Origin of the sequence: Thermosphaera aggregans, from assembly GCF_014962245.1 — an archaeon.
In the GTDB taxonomy this organism is placed as follows: Archaea; Thermoproteota; Thermoprotei_A; order Sulfolobales; family Desulfurococcaceae; genus Thermosphaera; species Thermosphaera chiliense.
Window position 1 is genome coordinate 799,739 of record NZ_CP063144.1, and the last position, 16,408, is coordinate 816,146.

Sequence of the window (16,408 nt, forward strand, 5' to 3'; positions counted from 1 at the left end):
ATCACCTTTTTAACTATTCGACGACCCCCCTCCCGGTTGCAGCTCAATTGTTTTCAAGGCTTTGTCGACAAATCCTTGAATAGAGTCCGCCAGCTGATCCATTCTTTTAACCCCTTCCAGCTTGTCTTGGAGAACGATTTTTCCATTGCTTGAGTAGAGTAGGAGAGTGGTTGGAGATGCGTGGACATCATATTTTTGGAAACTACCCCTTGCTATTTCCGAGTCGCACTCTTTCGCGAACCAGTCGCACAGTATGATCACGTAGTGGGCGTTCCTGAAAGTGGATCCTATAAGCTTCACGAATGGATACCAGTAGGTGTCGTATGCCCTACAGGCCGGGCACTTAGCGTTGTCAAAGTATACTACAAACAACCCGTCCTCCCAGGGCTGGAAAAACTCGCCGTTCAAATACTTTAGAACCCATCTCTCTTTCTTTTCATCATAAACATATATTCCATTAGGGGATTCGGGACCTATCGTGTCGAGCTCAAGACCCACCTCAGGCTTATACTTCTTCTCAGGCTTTGACAACAGCTTCTTAAGCAACTCAAATACTTCATCATCCATGGTAATCACGCTGCTGACCGATATTTTCATTATGTTAATGTAAGCATTTTAATGATAACTCTCAAGTACTTAAAATAAATTAAACTTATTAGGTAGTTTTATTATTTCCAAAATTGGTGGTACTAAGAATGGGATTAAAAGAACTCATATATGAGCCGGGGAGCGTGAAGGGAGAGGCTGTATCAAAAGTTGAGTCTCACACCCCTAAGATCGAGGCACCGAATAAGGTTAAGGCTGGCGAAATATTCAAGGTAAAAGTCTGGGTTGGCCCGCATCCCAATACAGTAGAGCACAGTATTAGATGGATAGAGCTCTACTTTGAAGAGCAGAACAGGCCGTTTAACCCGGTACTTATTGGAAGATACGAATTCACACCAGTATACAGTGAGCCGGTTGTGGAGGCATACTTGAAGATTTCAAAGCCAGGGAGATTAATTGCCATCGAATACTGCAACCTCCATGGTTTATGGGAGTCCAGCAAAGAGATTGGTGTGGAGTAAGATATGAGTTCATGCCCCGATTTTTTAATTAAAACTATTTCATCCTCCATTGAATCGTACAATAGGACTCGTAAGCCTGAGGCCACGGCCAGGCTTTTAGAGTTTGATGAGAAACATGGATTTTTCAAAGTAGAGTTTACAGGGTCTTTTTGCCTAACATGCGGGCTGAGAGACTGGCTTGAGGATCTTGCATACATTTTGAGAAGCGAAGGAGTTGACGCCGTATTAGAAGACCATGTTGAAAAAGATGAGTTTAAAATCATAGGGTTATTTAAGATTAAAGGGTTGATGAACAATGGATGTTGACGAGATAGACCTTGCAATCATAAGGGAGCTTTCCGAGAACGCTAGGAAAGCGTTTAGCGAGATAGCGAGCAAGCTGAATCTTAGCGATGTAGCAATTATTAAGAGAGTTAGGAAGCTGGAGAGTGATGGAGTAATAAGGAAGTATGCTCTGATAGTCGATCCTGCGAAGATAGGGTATGAGAAAATATCCTTCACGGGCATTAATGTCAAGCCTGAAAAACTATTCGAAATCGTTGCAGCATTGAAAGCCAAGGATTACGTTAAATACTTAGCTATAACGTCGGGTGATCACGAGTTAATAGCTATTATCTGGGCGAGAAATGGAGAGGAGCTTCAGAAAATCCACGAGGAAATCCTCAGCATTGACGGAGTAGTCCACATCTACCCAGCCATACTCGCAGACATAGTCAAGGCAGAGCAGTATGTTTAAACATTTATTCCGAAAACCTGTCCTGCCAGCCTACCGATAAGATACGTTACAGCTACTGCTGAATAAGTTATCAACAAGTATTCGACTAAGGATTTCTTGAAAGAACTACCAGACAATGTCGAGGTCACGAAAGTTAGCGCGGTGATAATGATTGTGGATAGAAGTAGGGAAGCTGGGATCGCCAGGATGATACTTAAATTCAAGAGAAATGGGATTATGGGACCTATCGCGCCTACAAGGTAAAATACTCCGGCGTTACGAGCTGCTCTAGAGGGAGAGTAGTCGTTTCCCCCTCCTCCATCGAGTGAAGAGTTTTCTCCTTCTTCATTAGGTGGTGCCAGTTCTCTTCTGATTCTCATTAATTCAACAACCTTATCTTGCTGTTCCTTTTCAGATTTTGTAGATAAGTAAGCGCCAGAGGCCATGCTGAATGAGCCGGCTAGCCCGGCTATTAAACCAGCCAATCCGGCTAGAGAAGGAGAGTTAGTGGCTGAGGCAATTCCAATCACGCCTGCTTCTATTTCAATTAAAGCATCAATCATGCCGTAGACGATGTCTTTTAAACCCTGTAAGGTTTTGACGTATAGGTTCAGGCTTTCCTGAAGCCCTACTTCATGTGAAATCTCGTCTTTTAAAAGAACCTCCAATGCTTGTTTTTCAAACTCTGATGAAGCCTCTTTGAGGAGTGACCAGTAAGTTTTTATAGCAGAGGCTTCCGAGGCTTCCATGAGGCTTAAAAGTATTTTGTAACCTAATATTCTAGCAAGCACCTTGTATGTAGCTGCCTTGATCTTAAATGTTAATCCGGGCTCTGGGCATGTTATACCTCTATTAATCAATATTTTCTTAAGGAGAGTTGCGTGTGATTTCTCTACTTCGGCAAGTCTTGAGAACGCGGTTCTCAAGCTGTCTTCCTTGGCTATGCTTTTCAAGTAATCATATAAGTCCGCGGAGATGAGTTCATCGATGTAACTCTCTGTGAGAAGCTTTTCACTGTTCATCCATTACCCCTTAAAAACTTCGACAGTTTCTCCTCAACTTGTCTCCAAACAGCTTGGTGCTGCCCAGCCCTGAACTCTATTACGTCTAAGTTTTTGAATCCTTGCTTAATGAAGAGTTCTTCAAGCTCAGCCCCTGCTTTCCCGCCCCACCCGTACAGGGCGATTATTAGAATGTTCTTGCTGGCAGGGATTTTTTCGATAAGTAATTCCGCAATATGTTTCATTGGCGGAAACGTTTTAGCTTCGTAAGTTGCTGTAGCGAGTATGACGTTCTCAGCTTGATACGCCTCAGCTAATATCTCGCTTAGATCAGGCCGCTCCTTATCGGTGAAGCCGTGGACAACCGGTTTGACACTGTTTCTCTCTAGAAACTCTATTATGGCGTTGATCATGTCGCTTACGAAACCGTACATGCTTGTATAAACAATTATTGTTTTACCAGGCACGGTTTCACCAGTAGCGAGCCTTCTATATTTTTCAATAACCCTGGCAACGTCTTCCCCCCTGTACAATACGCCGTGAGCTGGCAGAATGGTTGAAACGTTTAAATTCGACTGTGAAATCTTTTCAAGGTTTTTAACAACCCAATCTCTGAAATGCCCGATGATGTTAGCAAAGTATTTGATTAAATAATGTGAGAAATCCGTTTGCTCCTTCACGCTTAACTCATCAAGGTATAACTTGCTAGGGATCCCATAGGATCCGAAGACGTCACAGGTTAACAGGGTCCTTTCCTCTTCGACATAGCTTATCATCGTCTCTGGCCAGTGAAGCCATGGTGTGTGAATAAACCTTATTGTAAATCCCCCTATTCGCAAGGCCTCCTCGTCTTTAACAGCCTTGAAAACGGGTTTTACTTGATAGAATGATTCAATCATCCCCTTGGACAGCGCGTGTCCCAAAACGGTTATACGAGGGTTTGAAGCTAACAAGTGGGGAATTGATCCGCTGTGGTCGGGCTCCATGTGATGCGTGACCAGGTACTTGACATCTCTAACGTCAAAGTGCTTGGAGAATTCATCAATGTAAAGCCTTCCTAGGGATCTTTTCCAAGTGTCGAAAACAACCAGCCCCTCCTTGGTTTCAAGAATGAAGGAATTATAGGTTACTCCCTCTGGAATATGCCACAATCCTTCGAAGTACTTGGTTTCATGATCCTTGTACTGGAGCATGTGAAGATTGTCTGTTAGCTTGGAATAAACAATATTGTTCAATCCCAACCACCTGATTAAGATGAACGTGAGATGAGAATTTAACTTTTCAAGGTGGAGTTACAAAAAAGTTAAGGTTTAGAAGCAGCTCTTTCAAGCCATTTCCTGGCTTCCTCTACTTCCTCCTTCGGAACCTTTCCTTCCTCGTAGCAGAACCACCAATCGTAGCATTTGTAAGTCGCCAATCTCTCCATAGCTGCTTGAACACTTGTTGGCGGGGGAACGATTAACGAATCCTTAATTAGCTCGTTGTTAGGCCATAGGTGTGGGACAGCCCTCTTAAATCTATCATTCAACTGTAATGACTTCACCAGTCTCAATATTTCGTCAATGTTTCTCCCAGCCTCCTGTGGATAGTAGAGAATGGCTCTGATTACGCCTTCGGCATCGACTATTATTACTGCTCTAACTGTGTGGGTAGCGCTTTGCGCGTGCAAGAAGCCTAGTTTCCTGCCTACTTCTCCTGCTGGATCGGCTATTATAGGGAAGGGTATTTCTACCCCGAGCTTTTCCTTTATCCACTCGATCCACTTGATGTGGGAGAAAACGCTGTCGACGCTGTGCCCTAATAATTCCGTGTTGAGCTTTTTAAAGTCCTCATATCTTTTAGCAAAACCTACGAATTCCGTTGTACAAACGGGTGTGAAGTCTGCAGGATGGCTGAACAACACTAGATACTTGCCTTTGTAATCGTCAGGCAGTTTCTTCTTGCCATGTGTAGTTACTACTTCGATTTCAGGGAATTTTTCACCTATTAACGGTATTTGTCCTGGCATGTTATCCACCAATTTTCTTAATGTTTTATTAGGTTTTTAAACCTTTCTATTATAAAAAATTACCGAAAAATTCATAATCTATTGGGCTATCTCAAATTCTCAAACAATTTGACGTAAGCTGATCACTAGGAACTAGACAATTATTAAAGCTTTTTCACGAGGTTTTCAAAAAACGTTTTTCCTCAAAAAATATGCTAGTTCGCGATCAACACTGTTTAAATGAGCCAGGTAAGCGTAAACAAACCCTATATTTTCTTTTAGAGCATCGAGCACCCCTATCTCCTTGGCTCTCTCTAGGATATGCTTTAGCAGATTTCTAAAGTCTTCGTGATCTTTGAAGTGTTGTTTAGCTCTAGGATACTTGTATTTTCTCATCAAGTCTTCTTCGAACTTTAGATGCTCTAAAACATCATTAATAAGGTTTTCGACAATCATTATCTCTCTTCCTACTCCTTTTATTAGTTCCTCGATTAATTCATTCCATTTACGAAGAATCCTCTCGTGCTGTGCATCAAGCGGTTCAAAACCGTAGATCATTTCATTTCCCCATTGGAAAAGGGGAGGCACTACTTTGATAAGAGTTATTTCAGAATCACCGATACTTCTACAAAACTCCTCAGGGTTGAAGGACGTGTTAGATTCTAACCCTCCGCACGCAATTCTCAACAGCTTCTTTCCCTCAGAAACAAGCATGCAACGTGTCTTTAACTTCTCGTTAAATATTTCAACGAAATAGTGGTCCTCAGGGTTTGCAGTACTTACCTTGTCTAGTATTCTGGATAGGTCTCCTCTAACCCTATCTACGATGGTTACTTCGCTAACATCTAAAAGTTTTTGAAGACTATGTATGTCATTCCTAACACCATGGGTTACTATTCCTAAGCATTCTTTAAAAGCCCACATATAAGCACCTGGTGTGCTAAAATAGTTTTGTTTAAACTTTTAAATATTTTTAAACCATGTTTGAGGGTGTTAAATTTAAATATCTGATTTAATAAATACTACTGTGATCATTGATCATCGTAAAGGTTCGAAGCATTGGCTGAAACATATATTCCAATATACGGGTATGATATTGGTGGCGGATTAGAAATGGAGTCTTCTCCATCCCCCTTCATACCGTTTAATGGTCAGATAAGAGACGTGTTATACGGGTATATTGATTTTGTAAAAGGGTTCGAGGACAAGGTTATTGATTCCTGGGCGATGCAGAGGCTGAGATACATCTACCAGCTTCAGGCAGCCCACTTTATCTATCCAAACGCAACCCACACAAGGTTTGCTCATTCAATAGGCGTAATGCACTCGTCTTTCAAATATATAACACACTTGCTTAGAACATCGTATCATCTACCAGAGGAATGCACTTATAGAAAAGACATTATCGGGCATCAGAAAGAAATCATCTTCGCCGCTAGATTGCTGGGCTTGATGCATGACCTGGGGCACGGGCCATTCAGCCACGCATTCGACAAATACGTTTATAAAACCCGAGAGTTTCTTGGATACAGCGTGGGCAACCATGAAGTCGTTGGCTATCTCCTCTACAGGGATTTTTTAAGGGAGAGAATATACGAGCAAGCCTTGGACTCTTCTAAAACACTCGGCCTAGACCCAGAGGTTCTCATATCTCTGCTTGACGAGGGCATGAAGCCTCCCAGGGGTATGAAGGATTTTACAGACCTTGTTAACCGGTCCCTCCTCTCAGATAAGGACTTTTACAACCCATCCTCTAACGACTTGAGCAGTATGGTTAGACTTGTTGTTAGGGATTATGCCTACACTAGCGATATCATGGATTATCTTAAAAGAGACAGCTTTTTCACAGGGGTTCCGGTAGGCGAGATCAACGATGACTGGATCATTAGAAACACTTTCCTAGTGGAGAAAAACAACATGATTATTCCAGGAGTGACTCGAAAATCCTTGGACGAAATAGCCAGGCTTTTCGATGCGAGAAAGATAATGTATAAGAATGTTTACCTCCACCCGGTGAACGTGGCGTTTATTGAGATGATCGGTTATCTCCTCCAATGCTTGAAATCAAGACTTGTTGAAATAATCGAGGAAATATTGCAGAAACCTGATAGCTTATCCAAGTATTTCCTCTTAACTGATCACTCCCTTTACAGCATGCTGGCCAACTTAATATATGAAGATGTTTCAACGTATGAGTGCGTCGATAAGGAATTAGCGAGGAAGGCGTTGCAAAGTCTTTTCATTGAGAGGAAACCCGTATGGAAGATGATAGGCAGGTTTAACTATAATTTAAAGTACGCTAAGCACTTATTCAGCGAGCGCTTCGGAGAGACTTATCAGAAAATGTTGAAGGAGAAGATTAGTGAAGAAATCTCCAGCGTGCTGAAAGATAGAAATGTCAACTCTTCTGATATCTTAACCATTATTGACAAGGTTGAAATATACCCGTCCTCCGGTTCCGAAGTTCTGGATAAAATACATGTCGTAGAGATCCGCGGTAGCAAGGTTATAGATGTAGAAGATTTAACATATGAGGAGTTTGCGCAACAGCATGGGCTTATTCCCGAGGTTTTATTCACAATCTACGTCAACCGTGAGAAATACAAAGACCTATCAAGTAGTGATTTGAAGAAAGCCCAGGAGAGCGCTGAAGAAGTTATAAAAGAAGCCTTGTACGGCGGAGGAAGGGAGGCGCCTGAAACTAGTTAAAACCAGCCCTCAGCATAAATATTCAATATAGGAGAGATAGATGATTGGGGTTAACATGCTTGACTTGCAGAGCCTATTGGTAGTGTTCATTCTGGGATTCCTGCCCATTAGCGAGATAAGGGGCGCTATACCCTACGCCGTAATTAAAGCAGGAGAAGACGCTAATCTAATGGGTTTTTACATTTTAGCAGGTGTCCTGGCAAACCTGCTCATAGCCCCGGTAGCGTTGAACATTCTCTCAACGGTTGAAAAAATAGTCATGAGTGAGAAATTTCCAAGGCTTCTTAGAAACATTTATCTCAAGATAGTGGAAAAAGCGTTGGAGAAAGCATCAAGGATGGAAAAGATCACCTTGTTATCCTTAGCATTGTTCGTCGGCATCCCCCTACCGGTGACTGGTGCGTGGACCGGGAGCCTGATAGCTTTTCTACTACGAGTTGATAAGAAAAAAGCCATGGTTGCAATTAGTCTCGGAGTGCTGATAGCATCGCTAATAGTGTACTCGGCAGTTTACCTCGGAATATCCATATTGAAAACAATTTTCCTCCTTTAACTCAAATCTTATAGGGGGTGGCTTTTAAAATTCATTGTAGAGATTAAATCAAACATGTAAGGTGGTTACATGTCATACGCAAATATTGGTAAAACTGTAAGATTGAACAGAATCCTCCGCGATGGGAAAGCAGTCGTGTTCGCATTCGACCACGGGTTCGAGCACGGCCCATGGGATTTCACCAGCGAAACAATAGACCCTAGGGGATTGTTAAAGAAAATAGTTGATGCAGGTGTTGACGCGGTGATGCTAACACCCGGGCTCGCTTATGTTACACGGGACTCCTGGCTGGGGAGGACGAGTCTGATCGTGAAAGTGACTGGTAAAACTAATTTGAGACCGGAGGACCAGAAGATGCTTCAAAGCCTAATAGGCACGGTGGAGGAAGCGGTCTCGCTTGGAGCCGATGCAGTGGCCGCCACTGTTTACTGGGGTAGCCAGTACGAGGACGTCATGCTTTCTCGATGGGTTTCAATAAAAGAGGAGGCTGAAAGGTACGGGTATCCTTGTTTACAGCTCGCGTACCCGAGAGGTCCCAGCATTAAGAACATGTACGATGTGGAAGTGGTCAAGTACGGTGTGAGAGCAGCCATTGAGGTTGGGGCGGATCTGATAAAGACGTACTACACTGGTAGCTGGGATACTTTTAGAGAAGTGGTGAAGGCCTCTTCAGGGATACCTGTTTTAATGAGCGGTGGAGCCCCTAGGAAGAGCTTCATGGATTTCCTGAGGGATGTTGAAGACGTGATGAAGGCAGGTGCTCAAGGAGTGGTTGTAGGGAGAAACGTATTCATGCATGAAAACCCAGCGTTAGCGATAAGAGCGGTCATGAAGATTGTTCACGAAGGTTTAACCGCTGAAGAGGCTTTTAAAACCATGCAGTAACCGGTGGGTCAGGAATGTCAAGCGATATAGATGTTGTCACGGTAGGACACGCTCTTGTTGACATAAGGATTCTAGTAGAGACCTTTCCAGGAATAGATCAGGAGAGCAAAGTTCTCGAACAATCATGGGGGAGCGGCGGATCAGCTGTAAACGTTGCCATAGGGGTAAGAAGGCTAGGTTTGAAATCAAGCATCTTGGCGAAAATAGGTTTCGACAGTTTCGGTAGAATAATAGTCGACGATCTCTTGAAAGAGGGCGTGGATATAAGTGGTTTGAGGATAAGCCTGGGGCAAACAGGGTTTACCATAGTCGCTATTAACAAGAACGGAGACATCACGATGTACGGGTTCAAAGGAGCTGCTGAAACGCTGGAGCCTTCAGACCTTAGTGAATATGCGATTTCAAGGGCTAAGTGGATTCACATTACAAGCCTTAGACTGGATACGACTATTGAAGCCCTCAGGATTGCTGAGAAATACGGGTTGAAATCCTCGTGGGATCCTGGAAGAGTGCTAGCGTCACAGGGCTTGGAGAAAGTGAAGCCAGTCGTGTCCAGGGTTAACGTTGTCTTCCTAAACCATAAAGAAGCAACTTTATTGACGGGTATGGAGGATTACAAGCAGGCGGCTAAGGAGATAGCTTCAACCGGACCAGAAGTAGTGATCGTGAAGAGGGGTGGGAAAGGAGTATATGTCTACAGTAGGGACTTGGAGGAGGAGATCCCGGCTTACAGAGTTGACAACGTGATCGATACCACGGGGGCTGGAGACGCTTTTGCATCAGGCTTTATAACAGGCTTCCTGAGAGGATACAATTTGAGAAAATCTCTTCAATACGGTAATGCCGTGGCCGCGTTGAAAATCTCAAGCCTTGGATCCCACTGTGTGCCAACCCATGACGAAGTTGTAAAGTTCATATGGGAGAGAGAAGGAATTTAAGTTTCTTCTAAATAGTTTTTACCCATAACCATGAGGTATCATGCATGTTCGTGAAATACTTGAAGTGCAACAGGTGTGGCAGAGAGTATAGACTAGAGTCTAAGCCTGTCCTGTGCGAAAACAATGACCTGGGCAGGCTGGACATAATATACGACTATGAGAAATTAGGAAAAGCCTTCAGTATTGAAAACCTTGAAAAAAGGCCATTCAACATGTGGAGGTATATGGAATTCCTTCCTGTCCCCAGCCAAGAATACGTGGTATCCCTCGGCGAGGGCGGCACCCCTCTTTTAAAATCAACGAGGCTGGCGGAGGCTCTTGGACTGAGAAATCTCTATCTTAAAGATGAAACAAGAAACCCAACAGGTAGTTTCAAAGACAGGGCGATGAGCGTTTCGGTTTCGATGGCAAAATTCTTCGGGTTTAAAAAAGCAACCATCGCAAGCAGTGGGAACGCGGCAGCATCTCTAGCAGCGTATGGAGCCAAGGCAGGGATAGACGTCTTCGCGTTCGTGCCCGATTTCGCCGGCTATGGGAAAATAGCTCAACTACTCTACTACGGCGCTAAGGTGTTCAAGGTAAGGTGGACTGAGGCCGAGGATCCAACTGTTAAAATGATGAGACTTGTCGTGGAGAAATACGGGTTCTACCCAAGCCCTAGCTTCGGAGTATACAACCCGTATCAAATAGAAGGGCCTAAGACAATCTCGATGGAAATAATTGAGCAGCTGGGATGGAGGACCCCGGATCAGGTATTTGTACCTACCGGGGCGGGGAGTTTACTCACAGGCGTGTACAACGGTTTCAGGGATTTCAACGCGGTGGGACTCATAAACAAGTATCCTAAAATGGTTGCTGTGCAGCCTGAGGGCAACTACCCATTGGTTAGGGCTTGGCTTGAGAAGCAAGACCCGTTGAACATTAAACCCTGGGAGAAACCTCCTGAGACCATTGCTACAGGGCTTGAAGACACTTTCCCATGGGATGGCGACGCAGCGTTGAAGGCGATGTATGCGACGAATGGATATGGGGTCGTGGTCACGGATGATGAGATAGTCCAGGCAATGAAGCTTCTTGCAAGCTTGGAAGGGGTTTTCGCAGAGCCTAGTGGTGCAGCAGGGCTTGCAGGATTGATTAAAGCACTTAATGAAGGCCTTGTCGACAAGGATGAGACGGTGGTTGTCCTAGTTACAGGGCATGGTTTGAAAGACCCCGACATTATCAGGAAAACTGCTGGGGATGCACCATTGATTAACCCAAGCCTCGAGGAGCTTGAGAAGGCGTCGGAAAAATATTACAAAATCCGGATGTAGCACACTCTTCTATTAAACCCTTTCCAACATATTTTTTAACTATGATTCAACGAGATGAAGCGGAAGCGTGTGACTGGAGTGAGAAGTGCTGGAATATATGTGGCCAAGCACTCTTTCGCACACTTGAATATTTTCGCAAGGCTTTGAGATACAGGGAGGCGGGATGGAAGAGTATTGACGTATCCAAGTATTTGAAAGGCAGGGTTCTCGATGTCGGTGCTGGACGTGCAGGGTATTTGAGAAAGAACATTTCTTATCAGGGGTTATTGGTATTAATGGATCCTTCCTACGATGATCACTCCCGAGTTGAGATGAAAACCGGCAACGTCATGTTGCTCAATGCTGACGGCTTGGACATTCCATTAATGGATGAATCCTTTGACGTGGTGATATCTTTGGCCGTACTACATCATATCCCTACTAGAGAATGCAGGCTCGTATTTCTTAAGGAGATTCAAAGAGTACTGGTTGCCGGAGGCCTTCTCATTCTTTCAGTCTGGTTTCCCAGCGAGAAACCGAGGGGAAAAGAGGTTTGCGATGGTGTGATAGTTTCATCAGGCCTGGGTGATAGATTCTACCACTTCTACTCAATACCCGAGCTTAAAAGTGAAGTAGAGAGCGCGGGCTTTCGTGTTGAAAAAGTGGAGACAGTGGTGGAAAACCCCAGGAAACCGGCTGAAACAAGGAATATTTTGCTAACAGCGGTTAAACAGTGAAGTTAAAGCTTGAAAGGGTTGGGGAAAAGCTCTGAGAGTCTTGTTTTAACCGTTTTGCCCGAGGAAGCGCTGTGGAGAATTATCTCCGCATCTGGATTGAACTCTGCAATAAACTGTCTGCAAGCGCCGCATGGAGGTATAGGGTTCTCCAGGTCTGTTACAACAGCGATCTTTACAGGCTTCCTCTCGCCGTCGCTAACCATTTGAACAATAGCAGATCTCTCGGCACATATCGTTAAACCATAGCTAGCGTTTTCAACGTTAACCCCGGTATAAACCTTCCCATTAGAGCCTAGGACGGAAGCGGCGACATGGATCCTGCTATATGGTGCGTAGCTGTTTTTCAACGCGTTAGCCGCAATAGAGATCAGAGCTTCATCGTTAAGGGTCAAACCTGTTCAACCCCTATGTGGTATGTTTCTCCTTCAATATCCCACTCCCTTACCAATCCCTTGAAATCCGCGAGAAGATTCGGGTTTGTTGAGACTTTGAGTTCCACAGCTCTTGTTTCGCCTGCGATGTAGTCAACCTTAGAGAGGATCACGTGTTCTCTCTCCTGAGGGGCAATAATAACGACTCTAATCTTTGCGTCTAGTGAGAGATTTAGCATTTTCCGCATAACTTGTATCCTCCTAACCAGGTCTCTCGCTAGTCCCTCCGCCATCTCCTCCTCGCTGAGCCTTGTATCGATTGCGATGCTACCCCACTCAATATCCACAACAGAGTAGCCTTCAATGAAGTAGGGGGTTATCTTAACGCAGGAGTCATCGATTACTACCTGCTCACCTTCAATAACGGCTTCATGCGTTTTCCCACTGATTATGTCCAATGCTACTTTATCCTGGTTTTCCATAATGTAGGCTATCACCAACCGCGTTTTCTGCTTGAACCTTGGCCCTAACACGCTGTAAACTGGCTCAACCTTGTACTTGGTGACTTCTTTAAGCATTGAGAGGGGCTTGGTTTCAACATTTTTGACGTTAGCGATAAGCTTTATGAGCTCTCGGTTTTTCATAACTACTTCACTTATCTTAGTGTCGTTAACGTAAATGGTTAGGGTTTTAACGGGCTGCCTGAGTTTCAATCCCACCTTCATTCTTGCGGATGCTGCTGCTTCAAAAATCTTTTTCACAACAACCATTGTCTCCTCCAGCTCCGGATTTATGAGAGATACGTCGGCTTTGGGCCACTCGAGCAGGTGAACGGATTCCTCCCTATAGTGCTCTTTGAACATTGCTTGGTAAATATACTCCGTGATGAACGGGGTGAAAGGTGCAAGCATCCGTACTAATTTATCTAGAACATAGTAGAGAACCGTGTAAGCGGCGAGCTTATCCCTCGTGTTCTCCTCAACCCAGACCCTGGGCCTTATCAATCTTATGTACCAGTGGCTGAGATCTTCAACGATGAATTCACGGAGCATTCTTACAGCGGTGTGGACTTCATAACTCTCTAGTAATAACGTTGACTTCTCAATTAAAGAATTAATCCTACTCAATATCCACTTGTCTTCTAGTTTCAAAGCATCCATTAAACTCTCAAGCCTTGCCTGCTCAGGATTGAACCCGTCTAAAGCCATGTAAGTCTTGGCGAAAACAAACACGTTCCACGCTATGGAGAGATCTCTAGCCACTTCCTCAATACTTTTCCAGGAGAATTTAGCATCCTCCCATGTAGTGTTCGATAACAACCATAGCCTCAGCGGGTCTCTCCCTGCCTTTGCGATTGCTTCGTTTGTTCCAACGTAGTTTCCAAGGCTTTTATGCATTTCTCTGCCCTGTTCGTCAAGCATGAACCCGTGGACGAGGACATTCTTATAAGGAGCAAGGTTGAAGCCTAGCACTCCGGCTCTGAGAAGGGAGAAGAACCAGCCCCGAGTTTGATCATGCCCCTCAACGATGAAGTCGAGAACTATGTCTTCAAGGGGTAGGTTCTCCGGATGCCCCTTGGCCGCGTAGAAGCAAACACCACTGTCGAACCAGACGTCCATCACGTCAGGAACCCTGCGCATTTCGGAACCACACACAGGACACTTTAACACGACTTCATCTATCCAAGGCTTGTGAAGCTCGCTCGGAGGTTTTCCTCCAAAAGCCTCAATATCTGCAACGCTCCCCACCACTACTCTGTGACCGTTAGGGCATGTCCAAACAGGTAGTGGAGTACCCCAGTACCTCTGCCTTGAAACAACCCAGTCCTGCAGGTTTTCAAGCATGCTTTTAATTCTGTCGAGAGCCCATTCAGGTATCCAGTTAACCTTCTCAACCTCTTGTTGAAGCTTATCTTTGAGCTTTGATACTTTGATCACCCACTGCTGGGTTGCCCTGAGGAATACCGGTGTCTTACAACGCCAGCAGACAGGGTATTTGTGTATGAGTGAGGTTTTGGAAATCAACGCGTTTCTCTCCTCAAGGTCTTGGATGATAATGGGGTTTGCATCTCTGACAAACATGCCAGCATACTTGCCTGCCTCGCTTGTAAACCTCCCTTCATCATCCACTGGGCTTGCAATGTTTTTAATGCCCGACCTGACCGCTACCGTGAAGTCTTCGAACCCGTGTCCGGGTGCGCTGTGGACGAGACCTGTTCCCTCATACATGGTTACGAACTCAGGCGCGGGCAAAACCGTGTGATACTGTTCTAGTTCAGCCTGTAGCGGTACAATATCTCTCAAGGGATGGGTGTATCTGACCCCTACCAGCGAGCTACCCTTTATTTTCTCGACTACTCGATATTCCTTAATGCCTGTTTCGTCAAGAAAAGCATTCAATCTCTCCTCTGCAACTACCCATGTTTCATCACCGACCCTGATCTTGACATAGTAAGCTTCAGGATGTATCATTACAAAGGTATTTGCCGGTAGAGTCCACGGAGTTGTCGTCCATATTACAAGATATGTTTTATCCTGTCCAACGACTGGGAATTTCACGTAAATGCTGGGGTCTTCTAGCTCTTTATATTCAATCTCGTATTCTGCAAGTGTTGTAGAACATCTCGGACACCAGTGAACTATCCTCGTATCCTTATCCAGCAATCCGTGCTCGTCGGCTTTTTTAACAAGCCACCATGCGGCTTCAATATACTCATTCCTCAATGTTAGGTAAGGATTCTCCCAATCCATGAAGACTCCTAGGTCGATGAACCATTTGGTCATTGCTGCCGCGTTATCCAGTGCTAGCTTGCGGCACTTGGCGATAAACCTGTCTACGCCTATCTTCTCCTCGATCTCTCTCTTTACCCTAACCCCTAGCTTCTGCTCGACCTTCACCTCTATGGGTAAGCCGTGGCAGTCGTACCCTGGTTGATCGTATACCCTAAACCCCTGCATCCGCTTATATCTTAGTACAGCATCCTTCAAGGATTTGTTCCAGGCAGTGCCTATGTGAGGGACGTCCCCGGACGGGTATGGTGGACCATCTATAAAATTGAACTTTCGAGTTCTTTCCACGTTCCTGTCCTTAACAAGCCTGTATACATTTCTATCTTTCCAGTATTTTAAGACAACATCCTCTACGCTATGAGGACTATACCTCCCCTCCAGCCGCCATTCAATGGTGTTCAATTAAAACCACCGTTGAAACACTATTTCAACAATAATAGTATGTTCTAATTTAAAATTATGGCGTATTAGCTGATGAGGAGACGGATAGCATATAGGAGAATCACGAGTAAGCTTACCCCTCCTAAAGTGAGAAGGGTAAAACCAAGCGGGTTCAGCTTCAACAGTGTTTTAACATGTGCTAGAATGATTTTAAAAGACAGCTTAGATGAGCCTTTCATCCTTGCCTTGAACTCGAAGGGGACTTCGCAAACTCTGGCTTCACCGGATGCGGCGAGAATCTCCGTTAATGCTTTATAGCCGAATGGCTCCACAGGCTCCCAGTTTTCCACAGCATTTTTCTTTACGAGGAAGAAGCCGCTGACCGGATCCTTAACCTTCCTGGCTTTCCCGATAAGCATTCGTGTAAGTATTATGGCTCCGTGAGAAGTTAATCTCCTGAAGAAGGGAAAGCCTATGGTTTTCCCGCCTTTAACGTATCTTGAAGCGATCACGATATCGCATTCTGAGGATTTCTGAACCAGTGAAGGAATAGTTGAAGGAGGATGTTGCAGGTCGGCATCCATTACTATGATTAAATCACCCTGCGCGTTTTTCATCCCAGTATGGATCGCGGATGTCAACCCCATTCTGCCCTGTCGTACAACGACTCTAACAGGATATTTTGATGCGAGCTTTTTCGCAACCTCAGCTGTCCCATCCGGGCTATTATCATCAACCACTATGATCTCCCATTCACACTCTAGCGTCTCCATGACTTTACCAAGCTCTTCCACGATCAATGGAAGATTCTCTGCCTCATTATAAGTTGGCAACACAATTGTGATTTTCATTCCAGATTCCTCCGCCATGTTTATTGTGATAGCTGGAAGGGCTATAAATGTTGAAGGGGAACATATATCCCTAGATTATATAGAAATATTTATATCTGAGTGGGAACCAAATTATAATGGTAAAGGTGAAAT

At 44.5% G+C, this 16,408-nt stretch carries 17 protein-coding genes; 9 read left to right on the forward strand and 8 right to left on the reverse strand.

The genetic code is table 11. From position 1 onward, the window contains the following. Positions 1–9: 9 nt before the first annotated feature. Positions 10–597: a hypothetical protein gene (locus tag IMZ38_RS04695; protein WP_227410824.1), complete on the reverse strand. Its 588-nt coding sequence runs from the start codon at positions 595–597 to the stop codon at positions 10–12. Positions 598–695: 98 nt separating this feature from the next. On the opposite strand from IMZ38_RS04695, the gene IMZ38_RS04700 reads away from it, so the two are divergent. From IMZ38_RS04700 to IMZ38_RS04710, 3 genes are read left to right on the forward strand one after another with little or no spacing between them, the layout of a single operon-like run. Continuing rightward, a complete protein-coding gene (locus IMZ38_RS04700) occupies positions 696–1,067 on the forward strand; it encodes a class II SORL domain-containing protein (protein ID WP_193436920.1) in 372 nt (123 codons plus the stop codon). A 3-nt stretch (positions 1,068–1,070) separates the two neighbouring features. Beyond that, positions 1,071–1,373: a hypothetical protein gene (locus tag IMZ38_RS04705; protein WP_193435756.1), complete on the forward strand. Its 303-nt coding sequence runs from the start codon at positions 1,071–1,073 to the stop codon at positions 1,371–1,373. Continuing rightward, positions 1,363–1,803 carry an Lrp/AsnC family transcriptional regulator gene (locus IMZ38_RS04710; protein ID WP_193435757.1) on the forward strand — a complete coding sequence of 147 codons (441 nt, stop codon included), beginning with the start codon at positions 1,363–1,365 and terminating at the stop codon, positions 1,801–1,803. The genes IMZ38_RS04705 and IMZ38_RS04710 overlap by 11 nt, the downstream gene beginning before the upstream one ends. Here IMZ38_RS04710 and IMZ38_RS04715 read toward each other — a convergent pair. From IMZ38_RS04715 to IMZ38_RS04730, 4 genes are all read right to left on the reverse strand, one after another. Further along, entirely contained in the window at positions 1,800–2,804 is a 1,005-nt protein-coding gene (locus IMZ38_RS04715; protein WP_193435758.1) for a VIT1/CCC1 transporter family protein, read from the reverse strand. The genes IMZ38_RS04710 and IMZ38_RS04715 overlap by 4 nt on opposite strands. Next, the gene (locus tag IMZ38_RS04720) at positions 2,801–4,018 is read right to left on the reverse strand and encodes an FprA family A-type flavoprotein (protein WP_227410825.1); all 1,218 of its coding nucleotides are present in this window, start codon (positions 4,016–4,018) and stop codon (positions 2,801–2,803) included. Before IMZ38_RS04720 ends, IMZ38_RS04715 begins: the two co-directional genes overlap by 4 nt. A gap of 68 nt (positions 4,019–4,086) precedes the next feature. Continuing rightward, positions 4,087–4,791, reverse strand: coding sequence for a peroxiredoxin (locus tag IMZ38_RS04725; protein WP_193436922.1), 705 nt, complete (start codon positions 4,789–4,791; stop codon positions 4,087–4,089). A gap of 165 nt (positions 4,792–4,956) precedes the next feature. After that, entirely contained in the window at positions 4,957–5,694 is a 738-nt protein-coding gene (locus tag IMZ38_RS04730) for a bacteriohemerythrin (protein ID WP_193435759.1), read from the reverse strand. 135 nt (positions 5,695–5,829) lie between these two features. Here IMZ38_RS04730 and IMZ38_RS04735 point away from each other — a divergent pair, with 135 nt between their 5' ends. The 6 genes from IMZ38_RS04735 to IMZ38_RS04760 all read left to right on the forward strand — a co-directional run bounded on the left by IMZ38_RS04735 (position 5,830) and on the right by IMZ38_RS04760 (position 11,884). Next, positions 5,830–7,479 carry an HD domain-containing protein gene (locus tag IMZ38_RS04735; RefSeq protein WP_227410826.1) on the forward strand — a complete coding sequence of 550 codons (1,650 nt, stop codon included), beginning with the start codon at positions 5,830–5,832 and terminating at the stop codon, positions 7,477–7,479. 40 nt (positions 7,480–7,519) lie between these two features. After that, positions 7,520–8,032, forward strand: a complete 513-nt coding sequence (locus tag IMZ38_RS04740) for a COG2426 family protein (protein ID WP_193435760.1) — start codon at positions 7,520–7,522, stop codon at positions 8,030–8,032. 69 nt (positions 8,033–8,101) lie between these two features. Continuing rightward, entirely contained in the window at positions 8,102–8,917 is an 816-nt protein-coding gene (fba, locus tag IMZ38_RS04745; RefSeq protein ID WP_193435761.1) for a class I fructose-bisphosphate aldolase, read from the forward strand. Between the two features lie 14 nt (positions 8,918–8,931). Beyond that, positions 8,932–9,855 carry a carbohydrate kinase family protein gene (locus IMZ38_RS04750; RefSeq protein ID WP_193435762.1) on the forward strand — a complete coding sequence of 308 codons (924 nt, stop codon included), beginning with the start codon at positions 8,932–8,934 and terminating at the stop codon, positions 9,853–9,855. A gap of 44 nt (positions 9,856–9,899) precedes the next feature. Next, a complete protein-coding gene (locus IMZ38_RS04755; protein WP_193435763.1) occupies positions 9,900–11,168 on the forward strand; it encodes a threonine synthase in 1,269 nt (422 codons plus the stop codon). 41 nt (positions 11,169–11,209) lie between these two features. Then, a complete protein-coding gene (locus IMZ38_RS04760) occupies positions 11,210–11,884 on the forward strand; it encodes a class I SAM-dependent methyltransferase (RefSeq protein ID WP_193435764.1) in 675 nt (224 codons plus the stop codon). A gap of 2 nt (positions 11,885–11,886) precedes the next feature. Here IMZ38_RS04760 and IMZ38_RS04765 read toward each other — a convergent pair whose 3' ends face one another. The 3 genes from IMZ38_RS04765 to IMZ38_RS04775 form a co-directional block, all read right to left on the reverse strand. Beyond that, on the reverse strand, positions 11,887–12,276 hold the full coding sequence (locus tag IMZ38_RS04765) for a cytidine deaminase (protein ID WP_193435765.1): 390 nt from the start codon (positions 12,274–12,276) through the stop codon (positions 11,887–11,889). After that, a complete protein-coding gene (ileS, locus tag IMZ38_RS04770; protein WP_193435766.1) occupies positions 12,273–15,446 on the reverse strand; it encodes an isoleucine--tRNA ligase in 3,174 nt (1,057 codons plus the stop codon). Before ileS ends, IMZ38_RS04765 begins: the two co-directional genes overlap by 4 nt. Positions 15,447–15,511: 65 nt before the next feature. Next, the gene (locus tag IMZ38_RS04775) at positions 15,512–16,294 is read right to left on the reverse strand and encodes a polyprenol monophosphomannose synthase (RefSeq protein WP_227410827.1); all 783 of its coding nucleotides are present in this window, start codon (positions 16,292–16,294) and stop codon (positions 15,512–15,514) included. Positions 16,295–16,408: the final 114 nt, after the last annotated feature.